This is a genomic window from uncultured Pseudomonas sp. (assembly GCF_913777995.1).
GTDB lineage: Bacteria > Pseudomonadota > Gammaproteobacteria > Pseudomonadales > Pseudomonadaceae > Aquipseudomonas.
The window spans coordinates 86,862-111,176 of sequence record NZ_CAJYVE010000024.1; the positions used below are offsets into that span (position 1 = coordinate 86,862).

The 24,315-nt window shown below is 65.9% G+C and carries 22 protein-coding genes and 1 tRNA gene; 13 read left to right on the top strand and 10 right to left on the bottom strand.

Going from position 1 to position 24,315, the window contains the following annotated elements; genetic code table 11:
- Positions 1–2 precede the first annotated feature (2 nt).
- The 11 genes from QZ497_RS09955 (at position 3) to QZ497_RS10005 (ending at position 14,190) form a co-directional block, all read left to right on the top strand.
- Complete coding sequence (locus QZ497_RS09955) at positions 3–818, top strand: ABC transporter permease (RefSeq protein WP_295473750.1); 816 nt, start codon at positions 3–5, stop codon at positions 816–818.
- Positions 815–1,579 (top strand): ABC transporter ATP-binding protein, encoded by a 765-nt coding sequence (locus tag QZ497_RS09960; protein WP_295473753.1) that lies wholly within the window; start codon positions 815–817, stop codon positions 1,577–1,579. The genes QZ497_RS09955 and QZ497_RS09960 overlap by 4 nt, the downstream gene beginning before the upstream one ends.
- 13 nt (positions 1,580–1,592) lie before the next feature.
- Complete coding sequence (locus tag QZ497_RS09965) at positions 1,593–2,318, top strand: urea amidolyase associated protein UAAP1 (RefSeq protein WP_295473756.1); 726 nt, start codon at positions 1,593–1,595, stop codon at positions 2,316–2,318.
- A gap of 10 nt (positions 2,319–2,328) precedes the next feature.
- Positions 2,329–2,946, top strand: coding sequence for an urea amidolyase associated protein UAAP2 (locus tag QZ497_RS09970; RefSeq protein WP_295473758.1), 618 nt, complete (start codon positions 2,329–2,331; stop codon positions 2,944–2,946).
- 113 nt (positions 2,947–3,059) lie between these two features.
- Positions 3,060–6,644 carry an urea carboxylase gene (uca, locus tag QZ497_RS09975; RefSeq protein ID WP_295473761.1) on the top strand — a complete coding sequence of 1,195 codons (3,585 nt, stop codon included), beginning with the start codon at positions 3,060–3,062 and terminating at the stop codon, positions 6,642–6,644.
- 393 nt (positions 6,645–7,037) lie between these two features.
- Positions 7,038–10,322, top strand: a complete 3,285-nt coding sequence (locus tag QZ497_RS09980) for a DUF6543 domain-containing protein (RefSeq protein WP_295473764.1) — start codon at positions 7,038–7,040, stop codon at positions 10,320–10,322.
- An 80-nt stretch (positions 10,323–10,402) separates the two neighbouring features.
- Positions 10,403–11,872, top strand: a complete 1,470-nt coding sequence (locus tag QZ497_RS09985; protein ID WP_295473766.1) for a sensor domain-containing diguanylate cyclase — start codon at positions 10,403–10,405, stop codon at positions 11,870–11,872.
- Positions 11,869–12,084, top strand: a complete 216-nt coding sequence (locus QZ497_RS09990) for a cysteine-rich CWC family protein (RefSeq protein ID WP_295473769.1) — start codon at positions 11,869–11,871, stop codon at positions 12,082–12,084. The genes QZ497_RS09985 and QZ497_RS09990 overlap by 4 nt, the downstream gene beginning before the upstream one ends.
- Before the next feature lie 3 nt (positions 12,085–12,087).
- Complete coding sequence (locus tag QZ497_RS09995) at positions 12,088–12,780, top strand: pseudouridine synthase (protein WP_295473771.1); 693 nt, start codon at positions 12,088–12,090, stop codon at positions 12,778–12,780.
- A gap of 304 nt (positions 12,781–13,084) precedes the next feature.
- On the top strand, positions 13,085–13,978 hold the full coding sequence (locus QZ497_RS10000) for an alpha/beta hydrolase (protein WP_295473774.1): 894 nt from the start codon (positions 13,085–13,087) through the stop codon (positions 13,976–13,978).
- A 138-nt stretch (positions 13,979–14,116) separates the two neighbouring features.
- Positions 14,117–14,190, top strand: a tRNA-Gly gene (locus QZ497_RS10005).
- Between the two features lie 61 nt (positions 14,191–14,251).
- Here QZ497_RS10005 and QZ497_RS10010 read toward each other — a convergent pair.
- Complete coding sequence (locus QZ497_RS10010) at positions 14,252–15,418, bottom strand: TDT family transporter (RefSeq protein ID WP_295473777.1); 1,167 nt, start codon at positions 15,416–15,418, stop codon at positions 14,252–14,254.
- A 101-nt stretch (positions 15,419–15,519) separates the two neighbouring features.
- On the opposite strand from QZ497_RS10010, the gene QZ497_RS10015 reads away from it, so the two are divergent.
- A complete protein-coding gene (locus QZ497_RS10015; RefSeq protein ID WP_295473780.1) occupies positions 15,520–16,410 on the top strand; it encodes a LysR family transcriptional regulator in 891 nt (296 codons plus the stop codon).
- Between the two features lie 47 nt (positions 16,411–16,457).
- On the opposite strand, the gene QZ497_RS10020 is transcribed toward QZ497_RS10015, so the two are convergent.
- Genes QZ497_RS10020 through QZ497_RS10030 form a run of 3 tightly spaced genes read right to left on the bottom strand, consistent with a single transcriptional unit; the run spans position 16,458 to position 19,492 of the window.
- Complete coding sequence (locus QZ497_RS10020) at positions 16,458–17,765, bottom strand: MFS transporter (protein ID WP_295473783.1); 1,308 nt, start codon at positions 17,763–17,765, stop codon at positions 16,458–16,460.
- A 49-nt stretch (positions 17,766–17,814) separates the two neighbouring features.
- The gene (locus QZ497_RS10025; protein WP_295473786.1) at positions 17,815–18,594 is read right to left on the bottom strand and encodes an SDR family oxidoreductase; all 780 of its coding nucleotides are present in this window, start codon (positions 18,592–18,594) and stop codon (positions 17,815–17,817) included.
- A complete protein-coding gene (locus QZ497_RS10030; RefSeq protein WP_295473790.1) occupies positions 18,575–19,492 on the bottom strand; it encodes a sugar phosphate isomerase/epimerase in 918 nt (305 codons plus the stop codon). The genes QZ497_RS10025 and QZ497_RS10030 overlap by 20 nt, the downstream gene beginning before the upstream one ends.
- A gap of 121 nt (positions 19,493–19,613) precedes the next feature.
- On the opposite strand from QZ497_RS10030, the gene QZ497_RS10035 reads away from it, so the two are divergent.
- On the top strand, positions 19,614–20,534 hold the full coding sequence (locus QZ497_RS10035) for a LysR substrate-binding domain-containing protein (protein WP_295473793.1): 921 nt from the start codon (positions 19,614–19,616) through the stop codon (positions 20,532–20,534).
- A 6-nt stretch (positions 20,535–20,540) separates the two neighbouring features.
- Here QZ497_RS10035 and QZ497_RS10040 read toward each other — a convergent pair whose 3' ends face one another.
- From QZ497_RS10040 to QZ497_RS10065, 6 genes are all read right to left on the bottom strand, one after another.
- Entirely contained in the window at positions 20,541–20,915 is a 375-nt protein-coding gene (locus QZ497_RS10040) for a cupin domain-containing protein (protein ID WP_295473795.1), read from the bottom strand.
- 93 nt (positions 20,916–21,008) lie between these two features.
- Positions 21,009–21,806 (bottom strand): AraC family transcriptional regulator, encoded by a 798-nt coding sequence (locus QZ497_RS10045; protein WP_295473797.1) that lies wholly within the window; start codon positions 21,804–21,806, stop codon positions 21,009–21,011.
- Positions 21,790–22,740 (bottom strand): alpha/beta fold hydrolase, encoded by a 951-nt coding sequence (locus tag QZ497_RS10050; protein ID WP_295473800.1) that lies wholly within the window; start codon positions 22,738–22,740, stop codon positions 21,790–21,792. Before QZ497_RS10050 ends, QZ497_RS10045 begins: the two co-directional genes overlap by 17 nt.
- A gap of 98 nt (positions 22,741–22,838) precedes the next feature.
- A complete protein-coding gene (locus QZ497_RS10055) occupies positions 22,839–23,456 on the bottom strand; it encodes a DUF998 domain-containing protein (RefSeq protein WP_295473803.1) in 618 nt (205 codons plus the stop codon).
- Positions 23,457–23,515: 59 nt separating this feature from the next.
- Positions 23,516–23,968: a GNAT family N-acetyltransferase gene (locus QZ497_RS10060; protein WP_295473804.1), complete on the bottom strand. Its 453-nt coding sequence runs from the start codon at positions 23,966–23,968 to the stop codon at positions 23,516–23,518.
- A gap of 30 nt (positions 23,969–23,998) precedes the next feature.
- Positions 23,999–24,274 carry a metal/formaldehyde-sensitive transcriptional repressor gene (locus QZ497_RS10065; RefSeq protein WP_295473807.1) on the bottom strand — a complete coding sequence of 92 codons (276 nt, stop codon included), beginning with the start codon at positions 24,272–24,274 and terminating at the stop codon, positions 23,999–24,001.
- Between the last annotated feature and the right edge of the window lie 41 nt (positions 24,275–24,315).

The window sequence follows — 24,315 nt, forward strand, 5'->3', positions numbered from 1 at the left end:
TCATGCGCCTGATCAACCGTCACCCGGACCGCGCCGCGCGCCTGTTCCTGGTGCTGCTGCCATTCGCCTTGCTGCTGTTCGCCTACCTGCTGGGTTCGGCCAGCCGCCTGGCGGAAAACCCCACCGACAAGCTGCTGCCCAGCGCGGTGCAGATGCTCGATGCCGTCAAGCGCATGGCCTTCGTGGCCGACGTGCGTACCGGCGACTACTTGCTCTGGCAAGACACCGCGTCGAGCCTGCAGCGCCTGGCGCTGGGGCTGGGCATCAGCGCCCTGCTGGGGTTGTGCCTGGGCATGGCAGCGGGCGTGCTGCCGCTGTTCGGCGCACCGCTGTCGCCGTTGCTTACCGTGCTGTCGATGGTGCCGCCGCTGGCGATCCTGCCGATCCTGTTCATCGTCTTCGGCCTGGGCGAGCTGTCCAAGGTGATGCTGATCGTGATCGGCATCACCCCCATGCTGGCGCGTGACCTGGAACAGCGCGCCCGAGAGATACCCCCGGAACTGCTGATCAAGGCGCAGACCCTCGGCGCCTCGACCTGGACGCTGATCCTGCGCGTGGTGCTGCCACAACTGCTGCCACGCCTGCTCATCGCCCTGCGCCTGGTGCTGGGTTCGGCCTGGCTGTTCCTGATCGCCGCCGAGGCCATCGCCTCCACCGACGGCCTGGGCTACCGGATCTTCCTGGTGCGCCGCTACCTGGCGATGGACGTCATCCTGCCCTACGTGGCCTGGATCACCCTGCTCGCCTGGCTGATGGACCTGGGCCTGCGCAGCCTGGCGCGCAAAGCCTTCCCCTGGTACGAAGGAGCCCGCCCATGAGCTTCATCCAAGTGCGCAACGTGTGGCAGCAGTACGGCGACCAGGTGGTGCTCGAAGGCCTCGACCTGGACGTGGCCGAGGGCGAGTTCTGCGCCCTGGTCGGCGCCTCCGGCTGCGGCAAGTCGACCTTCCTGCGCATGCTGCTGGGCCAGGAATCGCCCAGCCGCGGGCACATCACTCTGGGCGGCGAGGCCCTGGCCCGCGAGCCGGACCCGAGCCGTGGCGTGGTGTTCCAGCGCTACTCGGTGTTCCCGCACCTGTCGGTGCTGGACAACGTCGCCCTGGGCCTGGAACTGCCCCGCGCACGCCTGCTCGGTCGCCTGTTCGGCCAGGCCAGGCGCCAGGCCCGCGAGCAGGCCGCCGAGCTGCTGCGCAAGGTCGGCCTGGGGCATGCCCTGGACAAGTACCCGACGCAGCTCTCCGGCGGCATGCAACAGCGCCTGGCCATCGCCCAGGCACTGATCATGAAGCCCCGCGTGCTGCTGCTCGACGAGCCGTTCGGCGCCCTCGACCCGGGCATCCGCAAGGACATGCACGCGCTGCTGCTGGAGCTGTGGCAGGAAACCCGGCTGACCGTGTTCATGGTCACCCACGACCTGTCCGAAGGCTTCAACCTCGGCACCCGCCTGCTGGTCTTCGACAAGGTGCGCGTCGACCCTCACGAACCGGGGGCCTACGGCGCGCGCATCACCTACGACATTCCGCTCAACACTGACCGCCGCGCCGCGCGCGCGGCGCTGGACGCGCTGCAAGGCGCCTGACAGGAGACCTGCCATGACCGACTCCACCACCCTGTTCCCGGTATTCGCCGAGGAACTGCTGCCCGGCGGCGGGCACCGCTCGTTCGTCCTCAAGCGCGGCGAGCTGCTGCGCCTGACCGACCTCAACGGCCACGCCAACGTCAGCCTGACCCTGCTCAATGCCCATGAAAAGAGCGAGCGCCTGAACCTGCCGGACAGCCTCAAGTGCCAGCACACCGCGCGCCTGAGCCGTGGCCACTGCCTGTACTCGGACATGGGCCGGGTGCTGGCGGCGATCAGCGAAGACACCTGCGGCTGGAACGACAGCATCGGCGGCGTGCTCAACGCCGAGGAAGTCGCGCAGAAATACGGCCAGGGCCGCTACCAGGAACTGCGCAATGGCTTCTTCCGCAACGGCGTCGACAACCTGCTGGTGGAACTGGGCAAATGGGACCTGGGCCTGAGCGAGCTGCTGATGACCCTCAACCTGTTCAGCCGCGTCAGCGTCAGTGCAACCGGCGAACTGAGCTTCGTGCCCGGCAACTCCAAGGCCGGCGACTACATCGAACTGTACGCGCCGATGGACACCCTGGTGGTGCTCACCGCCCTGCAGCACCCCATGGACCCCAATCCCGAATACGCCCCGCAGCCGGTGCAACTGACCTGGATGAAGGCCGACGCCAGCGTCGCCGAACACTGCCGCACCTCGCGCCCGGAGAACGAGCGCGGCTTCATCAACACCGAACGCCTGTACGCCTGAGGAGCCCGCCATGTCCCTGCACGAACACACCTGCTGCAACCCGCTGATCCCGGCCGGCGAGCCGTTCCTGGCCGAGGTCAAGGCCGGCCAGACCGTGCGCATTCTCGACCTGGAAGGCAACCAGGCGGTGGACACGCTGTTCTTCAGCCTGGCCAACCCGCGCGAGCGCTACGACGTGCAGCGCACCCTGCGCAACCAGAAGCGCGTCTACCTGAGCACCGGCAGCGTGCTGTATTCCAACCTCGGCCGGCCGATGCTGACCATCGTCGAAGACACCTGTGGCCGCCACGACACCCTCGGCGGTGCCTGCGCCCAGGAGAGCAACACCGTGCGCTACGCCCTGGACAAGCGCTACATGCACAGCTGCCGCGACAACTACCTGCGCGCCTGCGCCCACGATGGCCGGCTGAGCAAGCGTGACATCGGCCCGAACATCAACTTCTTCATGAACGTACCGGTCACCGCCGAGGGCGGCCTGACCTTCGAAGACGGCATTTCCGCGCCGGGCAAGTACGTCGAGCTGCGCGCCGAGATGGACGTGATCGTGCTGATTTCCAACTGCCCGCAGTTGAACAACCCGTGCAACGGCTACAACCCGACCCCGGCGCAACTGCTGATCCGCGACTGAACCCCGGCCCACGCCAGCCACCCGCAACGGACGACCGTTGCGTGCCAAGACCCATAGCGGGACGGCCCGCTGCCTGCATGAACCGGCCCGAACCGGTTTCCGGGGTAACTGCCATGTTCGACACTCTGCTGATCGCCAACCGCGGCGCCATCGCCTGCCGCATCCTGCGCACCCTCAAGGCCCTCGATGTAAAGGGCGTGGCGGTGTATTCCGAAGCCGACGCCGCCAGCCTGCACCTGCTGCAGGCCGACCAGGCCCACAGCCTGGGTGAAGGCGGTGCAGCGCAGACCTACCTGGACGTGCCGCGCATCCTCGCCATCGCCCGCGCCAGCGGCGCCCAGGCCATCCATCCCGGCTACGGTTTCCTCTCGGAGAACGCCGCCTTCGCCCAGGCCTGTGAAGACGCCGGCATCGCCTTCGTCGGCCCGACCCCGGAACAGCTGCGCGTGTTCGGCCTCAAGCACACCGCCCGCGCCCTGGCCAAGGCCCATGGCGTGCCGATGCTGGAGGGCACCGAGCTGCTCGACAGCCTGGACGCGGCGCTGGCCGCCGCCGAGGCCATCGGCTACCCGGTAATGCTCAAGAGCACCGCCGGCGGTGGCGGCATCGGCATGCGCGTGTGCCGCACGGCGGCCGAGCTGGGCGAGTCGTTCGAAGCGGTCAAGCGTCTGGGGCAGAACAACTTCAGCGATGCCGGGGTGTTCCTGGAGAAATACATCCAGCGCGCCCGGCACCTGGAAGTGCAGGTGTTCGGCGACGGCCAGGGCGAGGTACTGGCCCTGGGCGTGCGTGACTGTTCGGTGCAGCGGCGCAACCAGAAGGTGCTGGAGGAGACCCCGGCGCCGAACCTGCCCGCTGGCATGAGCGAGGCCCTGTGCGAGGCGGCGGTGCGCCTGGCACGGGCGGTGAACTACCGCAGCGCCGGCACGGTGGAATTCGTCTTCGACAGCGACACCCGGCAGTTCTACTTCCTCGAAGTGAACACCCGCCTGCAGGTCGAGCACGGCGTGACCGAACAGGTGTGGGGCGTCGACCTGGTGGCCTGGATGGTGCAACTGGCAGCCGGCGACCTGCCGCCGCTGGCCGAGCTGCAGGCCGGCCTGCGCCCGCAGGGCCATGCCATCCAGGCGCGGCTGTATGCCGAAGACCCGGGCCGCGACTTCCAGCCCAGCCCCGGCCTGCTCACCGCCGTGAGCTTCCCGCCTGCCGATGGCCAGGCGCTGCGTATCGACACCTGGGTCGAGGCCGGCTGCGAGATCCCACCGTTCTTCGACCCGATGATCGCCAAGGTCATCACCTGGGCAGCGAGCCGCGAACAGGCCAGCCAGGCGCTGGAGCAGGCCCTGGCCGACACGCGCCTGTATGGCGTGGAAACCAACCGCGACTACCTGCGGCAGATCATCCAGGACACCCCCTTCGCCAGCGGCCAACCCTGGACCCGCTGCCTAGAAGGCCTGCAGTACCAGGCCGAAACCTTCGAAGTGCTCAGCGGCGGCACCCAGACCACCGTGCAGGACTACCCCGGCCGCCTCGGCTACTGGGCCGTGGGCGTGCCACCGTCCGGGCCGATGGACAGCCTGGCGCTGCGCCAGGGCAACCGCCTGCTGGGCAACCCGGAAGGCTGCGCGGGCCTGGAAATCACCATGAGCGGCCCGCTGCTGCGCTTCAACAGCGAGGCCGTGGTGGCGGTCACGGGGGCGCAAATCCCGCTGACCCTCGACGGCGCCGCACAGCCGATGAACACCGCGCTGTACATTCCGGCTGGCGCCACCCTGGCACTGGGCACCATTGCCGGAGCCGGGGCACGCAGCTACCTGTGCCTGCGTGGCGGCCTGGACGTGCCTGAATACCTGGGCAGCCGCAGCACCTTCACCCTCGGCCAGTTCGGCGGACACGGCGGCCGCGCCCTGCGCGCCGGCGACGTGCTGCACCTCAACCCGCTGAGCGAGCGCAGCGCCGGGCAGCGCATCGCCGACACCGACCTGCCGCAGCTGGGCGCGGTGCGCCACCTGCGGGTGATCTACGGCCCGCATGGCGCGCCGGAGTACTTCACCGCCGCGTACATGGACACCTTCCTGGCCACCGACTGGGAAGTGCATTTCAACTCCAGCCGCACCGGCGTGCGCCTGATCGGCCCGAAACCCGAGTGGGTGCGCGCCGACGGCGGCGAAGCCGGCCTGCACCCGTCGAACATCCACGACAACCCCTACGCCATCGGCGCGGTGGACTTCACCGGCGACATGCCGGTGATTCTCGGCCCCGACGGCCCGAGCCTGGGCGGCTTCGTGTGCCCGGTCACCATCATCGAAGCCGACCTGTGGCAGCTCGGCCAGCTCAAGGCCGGCGACAAGGTGCGCTTCCACCCGGTAGACATCGCCAGCGCCCGCGCGCTGATCGGCAGCACCCCACAGGCCAGCGACCAGGCCCCGCGCCCGGTCAGTGAACTGCCCAGCCCCATCGTGCTGGACATCGGCCACGCCGACACGCGGCTGGTAGCGCGGCTGTCGGGCGACACCCATCTGCTGCTGGAAATCGGCGCCGCCGAGCTGGACCTGGTGCTGCGCTTCCGTGGCCATGCGCTGATGCAGGCCCTGGAAGGCCTGGCGCTGGACGGGGTGATCGACCTGACCCCGGGCATCCGCTCGCTGCAGGTGCACTACCAGCCCGAGCGCCTGCCGCTGGCACGCCTGCTGGAAGTCGTCGCCGGCGAATGGGACGCGGTGTGCGCCGCCGGCGACCTGCAGGTGCCGTCGCGCATCGTGCACCTGCCGCTGTCGTGGGACGACCCGGCCTGCCAGCTGGCCATCGAGAAATACATGACCACGGTGCGCAAGGACGCACCCTGGTGCCCGAGCAACCTGGAGTTCATCCGCCGCATCAACGACCTGCCCAACCTCGATGAAGTGCAGCGCACGGTGTTCGACGCCAGCTACCTGGTGATGGGCCTGGGCGACGTGTACCTCGGCGCGCCGGTGGCTACGCCCCTGGACCCGCGCCACCGCCTGGTGACCACCAAGTACAACCCGGCGCGCACCTGGACCGCCGAGAATTCGGTGGGTATCGGCGGTGCCTATATGTGCGTGTACGGCATGGAAGGCCCCGGCGGCTACCAGTTTGTCGGCCGGACCCTGCAGATGTGGAACCGCTACCGCGAAGTCGCGGCCTTCGAGGGCAAACCCTGGCTGCTGCGCTTCTTCGACCAGATCCGCTTTTTCCCGGTCAGCGCTGAAGAACTGCTGCGCATCCGCCGTGATTTCCCGCTGGGCCGCTACCCGCTGCACATCGAGCAGAGTCACCTGAACCTGGCCGACTACCAGGCCTTCCTGGCCCGCGAAGCCGCTGGTATCGACGCCTTTCGCACCCAGCAGCAGGCGGCCTTCAACGCCGAACGCGAACGCTGGATCGCCAACGGCCAGGCCGACTTCGTCAGCGAGGAGAGCAGCGCGCCGGTCACCGAAGAGGCGCCACTGGCCGAGGGTCATCAGGGGGTCGACAGCCACATCGCCGGCAACCTCTGGCAGGTTCAGGTGCAGCCCGGCGAGCGGGTCGAAGCCGGTGCGGTGCTGGTGATCCTGGAGTCGATGAAGATGGAAATCCCGCTGCTGGCTCCGGTGGCTGGAACCGTACGGGAAGTACGCGTGCAGCCGGGTTCGGCGGTACGTGCCGGACAGCGCGTGGTGGTGCTGGAAGCCGATTGAGGCTAAGCGGCGATACTGTTCGATTAAGCGCTGTGCGGCTTGGTGGGAGCGAGCTTGCTCGCGAAAAACTGGCAAAGTCGCTGAATCAGCTGTGAAGTTGACGCCGCCTTCGCGAGCAAGCTCGCTCCCACGGTCTAAATGATCAGTATTAGGCTAAGGGGCGATACGGGTCAGTCAGGCCGGGGTAGGAGCGGCTTCAGCCGCGAAGCGACCGCCTGTTCACAGCAGATGCAGTGAATTTCCTGGCGCTTTCGCGGCTAAAGCCGCTCCTACCGAGCCACCTGACGCCTGACGCCTGACCGAACGGTATTGGCCAAGGGGCTATACATAAGTAGCCCCGTTGCCCTGCGTGAAGGCGGCATAGTGGCCCGCCCGCCTGTGCGAGCCACTGCCATGATCGAGCCCACCACCGCCCTGCCCCCTGACACGCCCGGCGTGGTCCTGCTGCCGGGCCAGGACCGCGAACGCAGCGACGGGCTGCCGAGCGCCGACGCGTTCGCCCTGTCGCCTTTCCAGTACGTCACCACAGACGCTCGCTTACCGGACCTGCAGCCCGCGCCCCTGGCCGCCCCGCAGATGCCCAGGCGCCTGCGTCGGCTGCGCCAGAGCCTGGCCGGCCGGCTGCTGCATGGCACACCGTTGCTGTTGAACGCCTTGCAACTGGAGATGGACCTGCCCGAACCCTGGCCCACGGTGGCCCGACGCAAGCTCGGTGAGTACTTGCGCGAACTCACCGGCCAGGTGCTGGACCCCACCCTCCTGCGCATGGTGATCAAGGCGCCGCATCCCTGGGTCGATGATCAGGACATCGAACGTGACGACTACGCACTGTCGCTGCTGGAGCTCACCCTCGCCAGCGCCGACCCACGGCAACGGTTGGCCCTGCTCAAGGCGACCCAGACCCATGACGTCGCCATCGACGGCCTGCCGACGCTGACGGCTGGCCGCGCGCTGCGGCAAATCATCAAGCTCGACTGGCAGGGTGAACAACAACGCCGGCTCGAAGCCTTCTGGAAGGCGCATACCGCTACCTGGCGCGAACTGGCGCGCCTGGCGCTGCTCGATGAGCTGGAGCGACACCGGCGTCGGCGCCGGATCAGCCACGACGGCCATCGGCTGACCCTGGATGCCATGGGCTATCGGCAATTACCCGAAGATCTCACCGCCTTCCAGCGCCGCGGGCAGCCTGAACGCTCCCAGTTGTGGCTGCTGTACCTGGAAGATGAAGCGGTGCCCGGCCTGTTCCAGGTGCGCTCGCACAACACCTCGCACTGCTTCATTCACCGACCAGGCTCCGGCCTGCCGCCGATCGAATACATCAGCGATGACCCCGAGCACATGACCCGCCGCCTGATCGATGCCATGAACGCCTCGCCCCGGCACCGAGACTGGCTGGAGCAAACCCAGGCCTGGCTGAATGAACCGCTGCAGAGCCAGGCGCAGGTGGTAAGCGGCGATCTGTTCAACGCCCTGCAGCGCGCCAGCCGAAGCGCAGGCGAAGCGATCTGGTGCGCCGCCGCCCAGGCCATGACGCTGCGCCCGATACACCGTGCGCTGACCCTGGCCGGCGGCATGGACCTGTGGCAACCCTACCCGGCGCTGCTGCAGGACTTGCCCGCGCCTCAGAAGCTCGCCAGCCACTTGATGAAGACTTGGCTGCAGGAGCAGTACGGGCTGGATCTGGACCCCAGGCAGGTGTTCGTGGCCTGGCGCCACGGCAGCCAGGCCACGCCCTTGGGCCATGTACGCCAGGCCGGCAGCGCCATCCGAGTGCCGAGGGCTGAACCGCTCGACCTGCCGCAGGCGTTGATCGAGCGCTTTCAGGCCGTGGAGCCTGGCGGCTACATCGATACGGGCGGGCACTGGGCGGTGTGGCATGACCCGAGCAGCAAGGGACAATGGCAGGCCACGAAGGTACTGCCCATCGAGGCGCGGGCGTTGGAGCGGCATATCGCCAGCATCGACTTCCTGGCCCTGATGACGCAACGCATCGAAGCGTTCTGGGAACACCACCAGCAGGATCTGGAGCGCACCTTGCGCACGGCGCTGGTTCATCAGGCGATCATCTGCCTCAAGCTGGGCCAGTTGAGCAGGCCGGCGTTCGACAGAATCGCCCTGGCGCTCGAGGATCCGCAGGCGCGCTGGGCGGTGCTGGGCGTCCAGGTACAGAGTTCATTGTTCGAGGGCCTGGAGCGCCAGCCCTGTGCCAGCCTGTTGCTGCTGGTGGCGGCAGACGGCCACCCGCTTGTGCTCTACCAGGCAGGCCTGGCCAAGGCGTTCATCGAGTTCAGCGACGAGCCGGCACTGCATCGCTACCTGCGCCAGGCCATGGCCAACGAACAGTGGCGACAGGCGGTGCTGCAATATGTGCCGGGCCGTCACCGACAACGCCTGGGCTACCTGCTGCGCTTCTGGGGTGGCGTGCAGGAGCAGGTGCCGCCAGCCTCGCTGCTGCGCCCCTGGAGTGACCACGTCTACCACCCCGACCATCACCAGCCCCTCGAACACGGGCTGTTCCAGCAGGTCCTGCCGGCCGGCCCGCCCTTTGCCTTCATCTGCGAGACGCTCAAGGCCAATGCCCTTGAAGGAGCCCGGCAGGTGATCGTCACGCCCGCCGAGCAAAGCCTGCGTCAATGGAAGGCATTCTTTCGTCACCTGCAATGGCTGGTCGCGCCCATGTCGCTGGTGCTGGGCCCGGCGGCCCTCGCCTCACTGGCCCTGGAGGTGGGCATGACCGCCCTGGATGTCGCCACCGCCCAACTGCCCGGCCACCGCTATCGGGAAAAGCAACAGGCGCTGCTCGCGCTGCTGAGCCTGGGGCTGTGGCGGATCGGCCCGGCCACCCCGCGCCTGCTCGGTGCGTTGCACAAGATCACCACTGCTGCCCGGCAGCTGCCCGCTGCCAGCGCCGGACGGGGCACCGGGGCCTTGCTCAGCCACATCAGAAGGCCGCGCCCGACCCACCTGGCGCCGTTCTTCCATACCGACAGGCTGCTCAAGCGCTGGACCATCGCCGCCCACCCGCAATTCGGCGGTGTCGCGGTGCACGCCTGGAAACTGGGGCGCAAGTTCCTGCTCTGGACCTCGGAGCGCGGGCAGGCCAGGACTCTGGTGGTCAGCACCCATGGCTACTACCTGCCGTGGACCAGGACCGTCGCCATTCCCAACGGCACCGAGATCCGCACCTTCGCACCGCATCAGCATGTTCTGCTCGATCCAGGCCTGCATCAGGTGGTCCGCCAGCGCAGCAGCGCTTTTGCATTGTCCACGACAGCCGGCAACACCCCACTGGCGACGCTGCCGCCCTTGGTCATGACCGACAGGCTGATGGCCGGCACCTCGAAGCTCGGGCGCTTGAAGAACTACACCCTGAGCAAATACCAGGGCTCGGGCAGCGAGACCTATGTCGATGTCAGTCACAGCGTACGCAACAGCCATGCCGGGACTTTTCCCGGCCAGCCCGCGGCCACGCCCATGGATGTGCTGACCGTGCGCAACCGCTTCGGCACCCGGCCACCGAACCTGGAGGAACTCTTCGACACGCTGGCCGACCAGGGCATTCACTACGACCGGATTCTTCTGGTGCACTGCCGCTGCGCGGCCATCGATGCGCTGTTGAAGCGGGCGCCGGTGTATTCCGTGCCGATTCAGCCGACAGACATGCCAATCACGCCGTAAAGTGAACCCGGCGCGATAGTGGCCCCATGGACTTTTCGTCTACTATGCCGCTCCTTGGAGCCGTTCAGTCTGGAAGACGCATGCCTTTTGCTTCTGCTGTCACCTCGCAACGTCGCGTGCTACTGGCGGTGGTCATACTGCTGGCAGCAGGCTTTCTGGCGACCTCGCTGCTGAGCTACCACGCCTCGCGCGAGTCGATCCGCAACGGCATCATCGACACCGAGCTGCCGCTGACCTCCGACACGGTGTATTCCGAGATCCAGAAAGACCTGATCCGCCCGGTGCTGATCGCCTCGATGATGTCCCGCGACACCTTCATGCGTGACTGGGTCGTGGACGGCGAGCGCGATACCGGGCGCATGATTCGTTACCTGCGCGAAGTCATGGATCACTACGGCGCCTTCACCTCGTTCTTCATCTCCGACGCCACCCAGACCTACTACCAGGCCAAGGGCGTGCTGAAGAAGATCAATCCTCAGGAACCCCGCGACGCCTGGTATTACCGGGTGCGCGACATGCAGGAACCCTACGAGATCAGCTTCGACCCGGACATGGCCAATCAGGACAAGCCGACCTTCTTCATCAACTACAAGGTGTTCGACTACCAGAACCGCTTCATCGGTGCCGCCGGTGTGGGCCTGACGGTGGATGCAGCGGTCAAGCTGATCGACCACTACCAGAAGCGCTACGATCGCAGCGTGTACTTCGTCGACACCAAGGGGCTGGTGGTGCTCACCGGCACCCGCACTGAAACCGAAGGCCCCAGGGTCGGCCAGACGCTGCTGGACTTGCCGGTACTCAACGATCACCAGCAGGTCCTGACCGAAGCGAAACAGGGCACTTTCGAATACAACGTCCAAGGCACCGGACATTTCGTCAACGTGCGCTTCATTCCGGAACTGAACTGGTTCCTGTTCGTCGACAAGCGCGAAACCATGGCCCTGAGCGGCATCCGCCACTCGCTGTACCTGAACCTGTTCATCTGCCTGGTGGTGACCGCCCTGGTCGTGGTGCTTCTGAATCGCACCCTGCGCCGCTACCAGAAGCGCCTGGAGGCCCAGGCCACCCTCGACAGCCTGACCGGCCTGCCCAACCGCCGCGGCTTCAACCTGCTGGCCGGCCATGCTTTGAGCGGCAACGGCCCGGTGACCGCCCTGCTGCTGGACCTGGACCATTTCAAGCGCCTCAACGACACCCACGGTCACCTGGCCGGCGATGCGGTGCTGGCCGGTTTCGCCCAGGATCTCAAGAGCTGCCTGCGACAATCCGACGTGATCTGCCGCTGGGGCGGCGAGGAGTTCATCGTGCTGCTCAAGGACAGCGACCTGGCCGGCGCGCAGCGGGTCGCCGAGCAGATTCGCCAGCTGGCCGAGCGCCACGAATATTCGTTCGCCGGCCTCATCCAGCAGGTCACGGTCAGCGTCGGCCTGACCCAGCGCTACCCGCAGGACAGCCTGCAGGACCTGATCGCCCGCGCCGACCGGGCGCTGTACCGCGCCAAGCTCAATGGGCGTAACCAGGTGTGCATCGAAAGGCCCGAACCGGCATGACCGACCTCGACCCGAACCTGTGCCCCGTGTGTGGGCAAAGCAACCGTTGCAGCCTGGCCGAGCCGCGTACTGCAACCCGCCCCTGCTGGTGCTTCGAGGTGACCATCGACCCGGCGCGCCTGGCCATGCTGCCAGACGAGCTGCGCAATCAGGCCTGCCTGTGTCCGCGCTGCGCCGGCCTGGCGAATGCCGCTGACGCCGGCGACGACTGAACCATGCGCCTGGACCGTTTTCTCGGCAACCTGCCGCGCTTCAACCGCCAGCAGGTGCGCCTGCTGCTGGTCGCCGGACGGGTGCGGGTCGATGGCCAGGTGGCCCGCGACCCGTTGCACGAAGTGCGCGAGTTCAGCCGCGTGGAACTGGACGACGAACTGCTGCAGGCAGGACGGCCGGCGCGTTACTACATGCTGCACAAGCCCAAGGGCTGCGTCAGTGCCACGGTCGACCCGCAACACCCCACGGTACTGGACCTGCTGGACGTGCCGCAGCGTGATGAACTGCACATCGCCGGGCGCCTGGACTTCAACACCACCGGGCTGATGCTGCTGACCAACGACGGCCAATGGTCGCGCCGCTTGACCCAGCCGCAGACCAAACTGCCCAAGGTGTATTACGTGGAAACCGAACGCCTGATCGACGAAGGTTACGTGGCGCGCTTCGCCGAGGGCTTCTACTTCGCCTTCGAAGGCATCACCACGCAACCCGCGCAGCTCGTTCTGCTGGGTCCGCGCCAGGCGCGGCTGAGCATCGTCGAAGGCCGCTACCACCAGGTCAAGCGCATGTTCGGCCACTTCGACAACAAGGTGCTGGTGCTGCACCGCGAAAGCATGGGGCCGTTAAGCCTGGATAACAGCCTGGCCCCAGGCCAGTTCCGTGCCCTGACAGCCCAGGAAATCCGCGCCATCTGACCGTCAGTCGGACGCCTTGCCCCTGAATGTGACTTCATACGAACGGCACTTGCGGGTTCCGGGATCGGCTGCTTGAATCCAAACGTCGGTCCACATGTGACCGGCGAGTCATACCCGCATTCTAAGAAACCTTTTTGCCGTACCGGGCCCCTCGGGCCCACGACAAATCGCCCGCCTAAAAACAATACCTGTCGGACAGATGGTTCGGATCGACATGGGCTTTTGACCGAGGCATATGCCTACCTGTCACGAAACCCGTGCAAATTGATTTGCGCGCACCCTTGTCTACGCCAGGAGAAGACATATGAGGCCAGAAACAGCTGTGCTCGATATACAGGGACAGTTCAGGGTTTACACGGAGTGTTATCGCGCAGATGCCGCAGAGAAGACCATCGTCATGGTCAACGGCTCACTGGCCACTACGGCATCTTTCGCGCAGACCGTTCGCAACCTTTACCCGCAGTTCAACGTGGTGCTCTACGACCAGCCCTATGCGGGCAAGTCCAAGCCGCACAACCGCCACGAGACACCGCTGACGCGCGAGATGGAAGGCCAGATCCTGCTGGAGCTGATCGACCACTTCAATGCCGAGTACGTGATGTCGTTCTCGTGGGGCGGCGCACCGACCCTGGTGGCCCTCGCACAGCGGCCCAAACGCATCGAGAAGGCGGTGATCAGCTCGTTCTCTCCGGTCATCAACGAAGCGATGCTCGATTACCTGCTGCGCGGTGTGAAACACCTTGGCGAGCACAATCGCTACGAGATCGGCCAGTTGATCAACAGCACCATCGGCAAATACCTGCCGTCGCTGTTCAAGCGCTTCAACTACCGGCACGTCAGCAGCCTTGACCTGCACGAGTACGACCAGATGCACTATCACGTCAGCCAGGTGCTGGAAATCGATCCGCAGAACTACCTGACTGCGGCCAGGAACATCAACGTACCCGTACTGTTCATGAACGGCTCGCTCGACGAGTACACCAGCGCTGCCGACGCACCGCGCTTCGCCGAACACGTGCAGCACAGTCATTTCATCACCATCCAGGGCGCCGGCCACTTTCTGGACATGGAAAACAAGGCCGCCTGTCGCGACTCGAAAAATGCCGTGCAGGCGTTCCTCACCCCGCAGCCTTCGGCCAGCCGCGCAGCGCGTTACGCTTACGAACCCATCCAGGGCAACCATGCATTCGCCTTTTGAATCGTCACTACCCGCAACCCGGTTGCAAGCGCATTCGCCGATGTCCATCCCCTCCACCGGCCAATGCGGCTTGCAGCCAGGATTGAAATCAGTGCTTCAATTCACCCGCCCGATCTGATACAAAGTCAGCCGCTTAGCGCGGGTGTCGTATAATGGCATTACACCAGCTTCCCAAGCTGATTACGCGGGTTCGATTCCCGCCACCCGCTCCAGCCTCCTGCCGATCCTTACCTCTTCCCCGATAGTCCCGAAGCCATGCAGTAACGGCTTTGGCTATTCGCCCCGGCCGCAGCGAAGCGCAATGCAGGGCGAAACGAACAGCTCGCCGCGCCACGCGCCCTTCAGGGTCCTGCAGCCGACCACCGCCCACATCACCACCAGCATGGCCACCAGCCCCGTGCCCAGGTCCTGGAAGAATGCCGAGTGCAACTCGTACCCCAGTTTCAACGTGGTGAGCGCATAGACGCCCAGCGGAAAGGTGTAGCCCCACCAGCCCAGGTTGAACGCAATGCCCTCGCGCAGGTAGCGCGCGGTGATCAACATGGCCAGGATCATCCACCAGGCGCCCAGGCCCCAGAACAGCACGCCGGCGATCAGGCCCAGGCCGGCGGCGACGGTGGCCACGGCGGGCAAGCCCTGGGCGGCGAACACGCTCGGTGCGTGGCTGCCCAGCAACAGCATGCCCAACGCCGCCGTACCCACCGGGCCCAGGGCCAGCCAGCTCGACGCGGCCATGCTCTGGTGGGGCAGTTTGTGCAGGGCCAGGCGCAGCAGCAAAATCACCAGCACGCTCAGCGCCACCGGCACCGAATAGGCCCATAGCACGTAGCTGGTGATGACTGCCTGCAACTGCACGGCCGGGTTGTCCAGATGCGGCACCAGCAGCGCACCGCTGGCAGCCGCCACTTCGGCGGCCACCACCGGCAGCAGCCACACGGCGGTCATCTGTTCGATGCTGTGCTGCTGGCGGGTGAACATCATGTACGGCACCAGCACACCACAGGCCAGGGCCATGACCACATCGACCCACCACAGCCCATACGCCAGCGAGACCATCTCGGCCCCCCAGCGCGGCACGCCGTACTGCAGACAGCCGTTGACCAGTGTCGCCAGGCCCATGGGAATGGTGCCGAGGAACATCGACACGGTCGGGTGCGCGAAAATGCGCCGCGCCTCGTTGCCATACAGCCACCAGCGGCTGGCGTACACCAGACTGAACAGCACGAACAGCGCGGCATTGAACAACCACAGGCACTCGCCGAGCTGGCGCAGCAACGGTGTGCTCACCGGTACCTGCCCCAGTGCAAGCGACAGGATGCCGGTGCCCATGGTCACCGCGAACCAGTTGGGAGTGAATTGCCGCACCACTTCGCGCGGGTGCGGCAAGGCCTGAAATGGCCGTGGCAGGCCGAAGGGCAATGGGGTCTGGAACGGCGTCATGGACGAATCCTCGCAGGAACGAGGCTTCAGGCTAAGATTGATCGATCAACCTTAAAAACGAATAATTTCTCTATCTTCTAGCGAATTAACGGGTAAGCACTGTGCGCCTCAATCTTCGTCAGTTGCAGATTTTCTGCGCCATCCATGACACCGGCAGCACCACGGCGGCTGCCGCCCTCGTGGCGCTTTCGCAATCGGCCACCAGTGCCGCCCTCAACGAGCTGGAACAAAGCCTGGAAACCCGGCTGTTCGACCGGGTCGGCAAGCGCCTGGTGCTCAATGACAACGGCCGCGCCCTGCTGCCCCAGGCGCGGCAGATGCTCGACATGGCGCGGCACATCGAAAGCGACTTGCGGCCTGCGGCTGCAAGCCCCCGACGCTATCTGCGCATCGGCGCCAGCAGCACCATCGGCAATTACGTGCTGCCGCGCCTGGTGCGCCGCCTGCGCGATGCCATGCCGAACCTGCGCCTGGAGGTGCGTATAGGCAACAGCCGGGAAATCGCCAGCCTGGTCGCCGGTTTCCAGCTCGACGCCGGGCTGATCGAAGCGCCGTGCCACGAAGCGCAACTGAACGCCGAACCCTGGCTGGTGGACGAACTGCTGCTGGTGGCGGGTGCCGACCACCCCCTGGCGCAGCAGGCCGAGGTTGGCCTCGGCGCCTTGAGCCGCACCGAGTGGCTGCTGCGCGAACCCGGTTCGGGCACCCGCGAAGAGGTCGAACACCTGCTGCTGCGGCACCTGCACGACCTGGGCGAGATGCACGAAGTCGGCAGTTCGGAAGCGATCAAGAACACCCTGGTGCAGGGCATCGGCGTCAGTTGCCTGTCACGCTGGGTGGTGGGCGACATGCTCGATGACGGGCGCCTTCGCGTACTGTCTACCGAACTGCCACCGCTGACCCGGCGCTTCTTCATGCTGCGCCACCAGGACAAGTTCGTGTCGGCGGCGCTGGAGAGCTTCTGGCGGTTGTGCCAGGGCTTTGCCCACTGACCGCGGCGGCAGGGCCACCTGCCGCGTCGCCCTTCGACAACCTGAAGTCAGTGATGCGGCAATGCCGTGGCCGAGCCCGCCGCGCGTGCCGAATCGCTGGCCGGGCGTGACAGCATGGCGGCGATGCCCGCTATCAGGGCCAGGCCCCCGATGAAGCAGGCCACCGGCAACCAGCCGCCGTCCTGGCGCAGCAGCGCGTAGCACAGGCTGGGGGAGAAGCCGGAGACGATGAAGCTCAGTTGCGTAGCCAGGCCAACCCCGGTATAGCGCACGCGGATGCTGAACATCTCGGCATAGAACGATGGCCACAAGGCATTCGGTGCGCTGTACAGAATGCCCTTGAGCAACACGGTGGCGAGAACGATCAACGCAATGTGCCCGGTGGTGATCGACCACAGGAACAGGAACACCCCGGCGCAGCAAGCCAGCGAACCGATGACGAAGATGCGCTTCTTGCCGATACGGTCGGCAAGCAGGCCGAACAGCGGCTGACAGATCAGGGCCGCCACCTGGCTCGCGGCGATCGCCGAGAGCATCGAGGCGCGGTCTACGCCATTGTTGTTGGAGGCCCAGGACAAGCCGAAGATCATCACCAGCGACGACACGGCGCAGATCAGCGCACAACAGAACACCGTGATGAACGCCCGTGATTCCTTGCTGAACATTTCCACCACGGGCGCATGCTGCGGCTCGCTCTTCTGAGCCGCGAATTCCGGGCTTTCATCCACACCCCGGCGGATGATCCAGGTGCCCGCGACCATCAGCGCACTGAGCAGGAAGGGGATCCTCCAGCCCCAGGCCAACAGTTGCTCTTCCGACAGCAGCGACAGCGGGATGAACACCGATGTGGCGAGGATCGAGCCCATCGAAGCACCGTTGATCAGCCAACTGGTGTAGAAGGCTTTTTTCTGGCCCGGTGCGTGCTCCATGGTCAGCAGGCTGGCGCCGACCTGTTCCCCGCCCGCCGACAGGCCCTGCAGCAGACGGCACAGCACCAGCAGGGCCGGAGCCCATGCACCGATGCTGGCATGGGTGGGCAGCAGGCCGATCAGGGTGGTTGCCAGGCCCATCAGCAGCAGGGTCATCATCAACACCTGCTTGCGGCCGATCCGGTCTCCCAGGTGGCCGAACAGCAAGGCCCCGACCGGCCGGGCGATGTAGCCCACACCGAAAGTCGCCAGGGCCGCCAGGGTTCCGGCCATCGGGTCGGTGGACGGGAAGAACAGCTTGCTGAACACCAGCGCGGCGGCCGATCCGTAGATGAAGAAGTCGTAGTACTCCACCACGCTGCCGAGGAAACTGCCGAAGGCAGCCCGACGGGCCATGCGGGGGTCTCTGGGTTGTGTGTCGTTCATGGGTCAACCTTTTCTTGTCTTTGTGATGGTTGCGAATCAGCACGGATACTCAGCGACCGAAGGGCGCCAACTGGCTACCGCCGCACACATGGATGACCTCGGCGGTGATGAAGGCTGCGTCCGGGCTGGCCAGGAACGCCGTGGTTCCGGCGATGTCCTCGGGGGTGGTCAGGCGCTTGAGCGGGGTACTGGCGATGCTGCCTTCAGCCATCAGCTCGAAGCTCGCCGCATCCCGGCCATCGAGCGTGAAGGCCGACGGCAACAAGCCCGGCGCGATGGCATTCACCGTGACCTGCAGCGGCGCCAGTTCACGGGCCATGGACCGGGTCAGGCCGACCAGGCCGGCCTTGCAGGCCACATAGGCCGGAGGACCGCCGGCGACCCAGCAGCGCGATACCATGTTGATCACCCGCCCACCCGCACCGCTGGCCTTCCAGTAAGGCGCGACCCGCTGGCACAACAGTGCCGGGCCGCGCAGGTTGACGGCCATCATGTGATCCCAGCGAGCCGCGTCGAAGTCGAAGATCGAGCCTCGATGGTTGACCGCCGCATTGTTGACCAGCACATCGATACGCCCGAAGGCCGCACCGGCCTCCTCGACCATGGCGGCGATGCAAGCTGCGTCGCCCATATCGGCGTACAACGGCAGCGCACGCTGGCCAGGCAGGGCCGGCAACGCGCCCGCCAGTTGCCGGGCAGCAGGCAGGTCGATGTCCACCGCCACCACATGCAGGCCGTCACGCCACAGGCGCTGGCAGATCGCTCGCCCCAGCTCGCCTGCGGCCCCGGTGACCAGCGCGACACGGCGCTCAGAAGGAGAAGTGTTCATGGGCGCGAGGCCTCCCGTTGTCGATGAGGGCGTTGGTAGCAGGCAGGGCATCGAGGCCCAGGTAGCGCATGAGCAGATCGCGATTGCGCAGCAGCTTGCTGTGGTCGTCGTACTGGCAGGAAAAGTCTTCGATGCTGACCCAGTCAGCGAAGCCATTGCGCGCCAGGGTGGCCAGCATGTCGTGCAGCGGCAGCACCCCTGCATCGGGCGGGCACCATTCCCATTTCCAGCCGCAGCCAGGTGCCTGGGGGCTGTAGGCGACATTCTTCACCTGCACATGAGCCAAGTGTTCGCCCATCAGGTCGAGGGACAGTTGCACGTCTTCGCGGCCTTCGATGGCCAGGTTGCCCATGTCGTAGATGATGCCCAGGTGGCGGGCCGGATAGTGCTCGGCGATGCGCATGGCCAGAGACGGGCTGGAGCAGATGGTGCGCTGGTGGACTTCCAGCGCCAGCTGTACGCCCTGCTCGGCCGCACGCGGCACCAGGCGGTCGAGAAAACGGCGCATGCGCGCCAGTGCATCGGCATAGCGCTGTTCTTCGTAGCTGGGGGCCCACAGCCGCAGCCGGGCATGACCGGCCAGTTCGGCAAGGTCGATGAGCCGCCAGGCCTGCTCCAGATCGCCTACCGGCAGGTACGGGCTGAGACCGAAGATCTGCAGGCCCAGCGCCTGGCAGCGCCGGCTGATGCGCTCGACTGCAACGGCATCGGGCGCGATGGTGCAACGATTGTTGAGCCGAGCATCCCATGGGCGGCTGGGGTCGAGCTGAGCGGTGTCGGCGACACGCCACTCGACGCCCTGATAACCCAGGCGGGCCAGTTCATCGGCCAGGGCCTCGGGCGCGAGGCTGGGCAGCGATGCACTGGAAGCCCCGAGACGCAGTGCGGGCGGATGCATGGGGAAAGTCCTTGGTTCGTTGTTGTAGCCGGGATACTAAGTCAAACCAAGGGTTGATTAAATTGATATAAAGTCCGTCATAACTCAACCTGCAGCTCAACCAAAGTCAGGACTTCTGCGCGTGAATCTCTCTTCGATCAACCTGCGTCACTTCCGCGTGTTTCTCGCCGTGGTGAACAGCGGCAGCCTGGCTACTGCGGCCGGCCTGCTGCACATCACCCTCTCGGCCGTTTCCAAAAGCCTCAAGGAACTGGAACAGCAATTGGGTGTGCAATTGCTGGTGCGCGGGCGCAAGGGGGTGCGGCTGACGCAGGCTGGCGAGCGCTTCCACCAGCATGCCGCACAGACCCTGAGCAGCTTCAGCCAGGCCTTGGAACAACCTCTGAGCAGCCCCGAGGCCCCGCCCCTGCTACGTATCGGCGCCCTGCCCACCGCCGCCGGCTACATGTTGGCGCCGGTGGTGGCACAGATGCGCCAGCATTACCCGCACGTCAGGGTGCAGGTGCTGTCCGGCGTCTACGACTATCTGGTGGGTAAACTGCGCACCGCCGACATCGACCTGATCGTCGGCCGCCTGATCGGCCGTGACATGCTCGGCGTGGTATTCGAGGCACTCTACGAAGAGGAACTGCTGATGGTGGTGCGCACCGATCATCCGCTGGCCAGCCGTGATCGACTGCGCCTGGACGACCTGCGCCCCTACGTGCTGCTGGCCTCGCCGCAAGGCACCCTGGTGCGCATCAGCGTCGACAATTTCCTGCTTTCGGAAAACGCCGGCGAAGGCCTGCAGCTCTTCGAGTCGCTGAGCGAAACCTTCTCACGGGTGTACGTGCACGACCACGACGCGGTGTGGTTCGTACAACGCGGCGTGGTCGACCTCGATCTGCGCCAGGGCCTGGTCAAGGCCCTGCCCTTCGCCAGCCCGCTGCTGCGCGCGCCGGTGGGTTTGACCACCCCCACCGACCGGCCGCTGTCCGACGTGGCGCGGCACTTTACCGAGCTGTTGCGCAGCTGGGCACGCGAGCAGGCTGCCAGGCCTTGAGCCCGCTCAGATCCACACGTCATTCTGTGCGGTGCGCTCACCACCTTCGTGCCCGGTGTTGAGCACCCCGCGTGGCTCGATGAGCATCAGCTGTACCTCCTGTTCGGCAAAGGGCTTGTGCTCCACGCCACGGGGCACCACATAGAGTTCGCCGGGCTTGACCAGCACATGACCGTCGCGCAGGTCGATGCGCAGAGTGCCGTCCAGCACCAGGAAGGTTTCGTCGGTATCGGCATGGCTGTGCCAGATGAAGTCGCCCAGTACTCGCACGACCTTGAACTGGTAGTCGTTCATCTCGGCGACCACGCGGGGCGTCCAGAAGCCGTCGATCAGAGAGACCTTGTGCTGCAGGTTGATGGCGGACGATGGGGTTGCATTCATGACAGCGACACTCCTTTGGGATCAAGTGTCGCCAGCCTAAGGCAGCGGTGTGCCCGGCTTCTTGTACGATCCTGCACGTTCCGCCCGGCCGGCTCAGCCCTGCATCTTCAACCAGCGCGCCGGTGACAGGCCGTAGCACTGCACGAACTGGCGGGTCATGTGGCTCTGATCGAAGAAGCCTGCCGCCAGCGCGGCCTCGACCAGATTGAACCCCGTCCTGAGCAGTTGCCGGCACAGGTCCAGACGCCGCAGCGTCACGTAGCGGTAGGGGCTGGTGCCGAACAGCGCGCGGAAATCCCGCGACAGGCTCCAGCGCTCCCGACCGCTGACCTGCTCCAGGTCTTCCAGGGTGATGCTCGCGCCCAACTGCGCATGGATGTATTCCCGTGCGCGCTGCGCGGCGCGCCAGTCGAAGCTGCGCCGCCCGCGCGGCTTACCGGCCACCGCCTGCAGGGCATGGGCCAGTTCGAACAGCGCGTCCTGTTCTTCCAGCGCCTCCAGGGGACGATCCAGGGCCTGCACGAAGGCCTCGCTGGCACGGTACAGACGCGGGTCTGCGCTGAGGCCGCCTTCGATGAACGGCAGCGGCTGGCCGCCCAGCACTTGCTGGATCAGTGCCGGCTCGACGTAGATCATCCGGTAGTGAAAGCCGGCTTCGGTGCCGGCCATGCCGTCATGCAGCTCATCGGGGTGCAGCACCATGGTGCCGCCCGGCAGGCTGTGGCGCAGACTCTTGCGGTACAGGAAGCTCTGTACCCCGTTCAGGGTGCGGCCAATGGCGTAGGTGTCGTGACGGTGTGGATCATAGCCGTGGCCACCGAAGTACGCCTCGATGCGCTCGATGCGCGACGGGTGGCGGCTGTGCCGCACCCAGTCAGCGGGGCGTGCCATTGATCAACTGCGCAATGGGCTCGACCACGCCATTGGCCAGCGGCAGGTCGGGGTTGCCGTAGGCGGCGACGTTGGCGTCATGATCGCCGGGCGGCACGGCCTTGAGCACATGGTTGACGCCGGGCAGGATGCGCAGCAGCGACCCGGGCCGGGCAGCGTTCAGCGCCTTGGCGTCCTGCACCGAAACCTGCAGGTCGTTGTCGCCCTGGATGATCAGCACCGGCTTGTTGATCCGCGACACCAGCAGCGCCGGGTCCTGGGCAAAACCGCTGATCAGGAAGCCCTGCACCTCGGGGCGCAACAGCGGTTGCAGCGACGCCGGCACGTCCTTGACCGGCACCCCGCGCTGCAGCGAATCGATGATCGCCAGGGCGGCATCCAGCTGGCCACGATCCACCGGGTTGCGCTGCAACTGGCTGCGCAGCACCTGGCCCATCGGTCGCCCTGGCGTGGCGAGCAGGATCAGGCCGCACAGGTCGGGGTTGTTCTGCGCCGCCATCAGCGCCACCAGCCCACCTTCGCTGTGCCCCGCCAGCCACACGCAGCGGTAGCGGTCGCGCTGGGTCAGAAAGCTCATCCACAGGCGCACGTCGCTGGCGTAGTCCTGCATCGTGACCTGATTGAGGTTGGCGATGGCGGCGCGGCTGGCGAACAGCCCGCGCTTGTCGATGCGCAGGCTGCCGATGCCCTGCGCGGCGAGGCCCTGGGCGAGCAGGCGGTAGGCGCCTGCACGAATGCCCAGCGGGTTGTTGCCGTCATGGTCGGTAGGGCCGGAGCCAGGCACGATCAGCACCATGGGCGCCTGCGGGTCGCTCACCGCCAGCAGGCTGCCCACCAGCGGCCCTTGAGGGCCGGGTACTTCCAAGGTCTGCTCGGCGAACACCATCGGCGAAAGCAACGCCAGTTGCAGCAACAGCACCCTAGTCCACTTCATGCAGGTCTCTCGTACTCGAACCGGGCCCTGAGTATCGGCCCTGCCGCGCATGCTGCCTGCTGGCCGGGAGAATGGCAAATACCCTGACTGCCCTCTCTTCAGCGTTGCGAGGTACGCAACAGCCTGTGTGCCAGGCCGGCGACCCAGAGCACCGACACACCGTAGTTGAGCCGCTGGTAAAGGCCGAACAGCCTGCCGGCCTCCATCGCCTGGGCCATCAGCACCACGGTGGCCACCGCCAGCAGCGTGCACAGCAGGCTGAACCTGGCAAAGCCTGGTGAACCGAGCAGACGCCTGCCCAGCAGGCTCCACAGCGCGCTGGCCAGGGTCAGGGACAGGAACATCACCAGCCCGGCCAGGTTGTGCAGTTGCTGGGACAGCGACGGCTGAGCCGGGGCACAGCCTTGGTCACACGGAAAGTAGCCGGTGGCGAAACTGGCCAGGCCATGCAACGCGATCAGTCCAGCACTGACCAGGGCCAAGCGTGACGTGGCGAACGCGCGGCCCACACCCAGCGCGAAGAGCAGGAACAGCACGCCCAAAGGAAAGTTGTTCAGCCACGGCGAATAGCTCTGGGTCGGCGCGCCCTGCGCCCCCAGCTGGCTCATGGCATGGTCGAGGTGGCTGTAGCCGGGGTAGCCCATGGCAGTGAGCAGCACCCCGAAAAACAGCCAGGCGGGAATCACCCGTCCCATGTTCAGCAGTGTCCGTTGCATCGTCTTGTCCTTGGTACGAATGTGCCTTGCTTTGCAATGATATGGCGTAAGTTGGCCGCTCAGTGTGTAGCGCCACGCTGTTTTTCGTAGCGCACATCGCGCGCATCGACGCGCTCGGTCTGCACCCAGCCGTGTCGCTGATAGAAACCGTTGGCGCGAATGTCCGCACCGCCATCGGTAATCAGGTAGATCGTCTCGAAATGCCCGAACAGGCTTTTTTCGGCCTGACGCAGCAGGCTCCTGCCGACCCCGCGCCCTTCGAACTCGGGCCTGACGAACAGGGCGAACAACTCGCCTTCGATGTCGTCGATCATCGAAAAGCCTGCCGCCACGTAATCGATCTCGGCCAGCCAGATGCTCGACTGACGCTGTGCAAGACCACGCAACAGATCGGCGGTGATGCCCTGTTCGGCCAGTTGCTCGCGACTCAGGTGGTTCTGGGTCACGCTGGTGCGGATGTCGAACAGGGTTTCGACGTCGTCGGCCGTCGCCAGGCGCAGAAGGGTGGTCATTGTCTATTCCTCCCTGAATCGGGTGGGCGCTCAGCGCAGATAGGAACGCAGCAGCCTGGCGACCTGGTCGATCTCGACCTGACGCTGCTCGGCGCTCACTTCATTGCCGCCCAGATGATCGCGGATATGCCCCTCCATGACTTCCGCCATCAGGCCATTGACCGCGCCACGAATCGCGGCGATCTGCTGCAGGATCGCCAGGCAGTCCTTTTCGCCTTCCAGTGCGGTTTCCAGCGCGGTGGCCTGGCCGCGGATCTTGCGGACCCGGGTCAGCAGTTGCTTCTTGCCGGTGATGGTGTGTGCCATTGTCTTTCCTCAAAACTATACTGGGGTATAGTATATGCCTT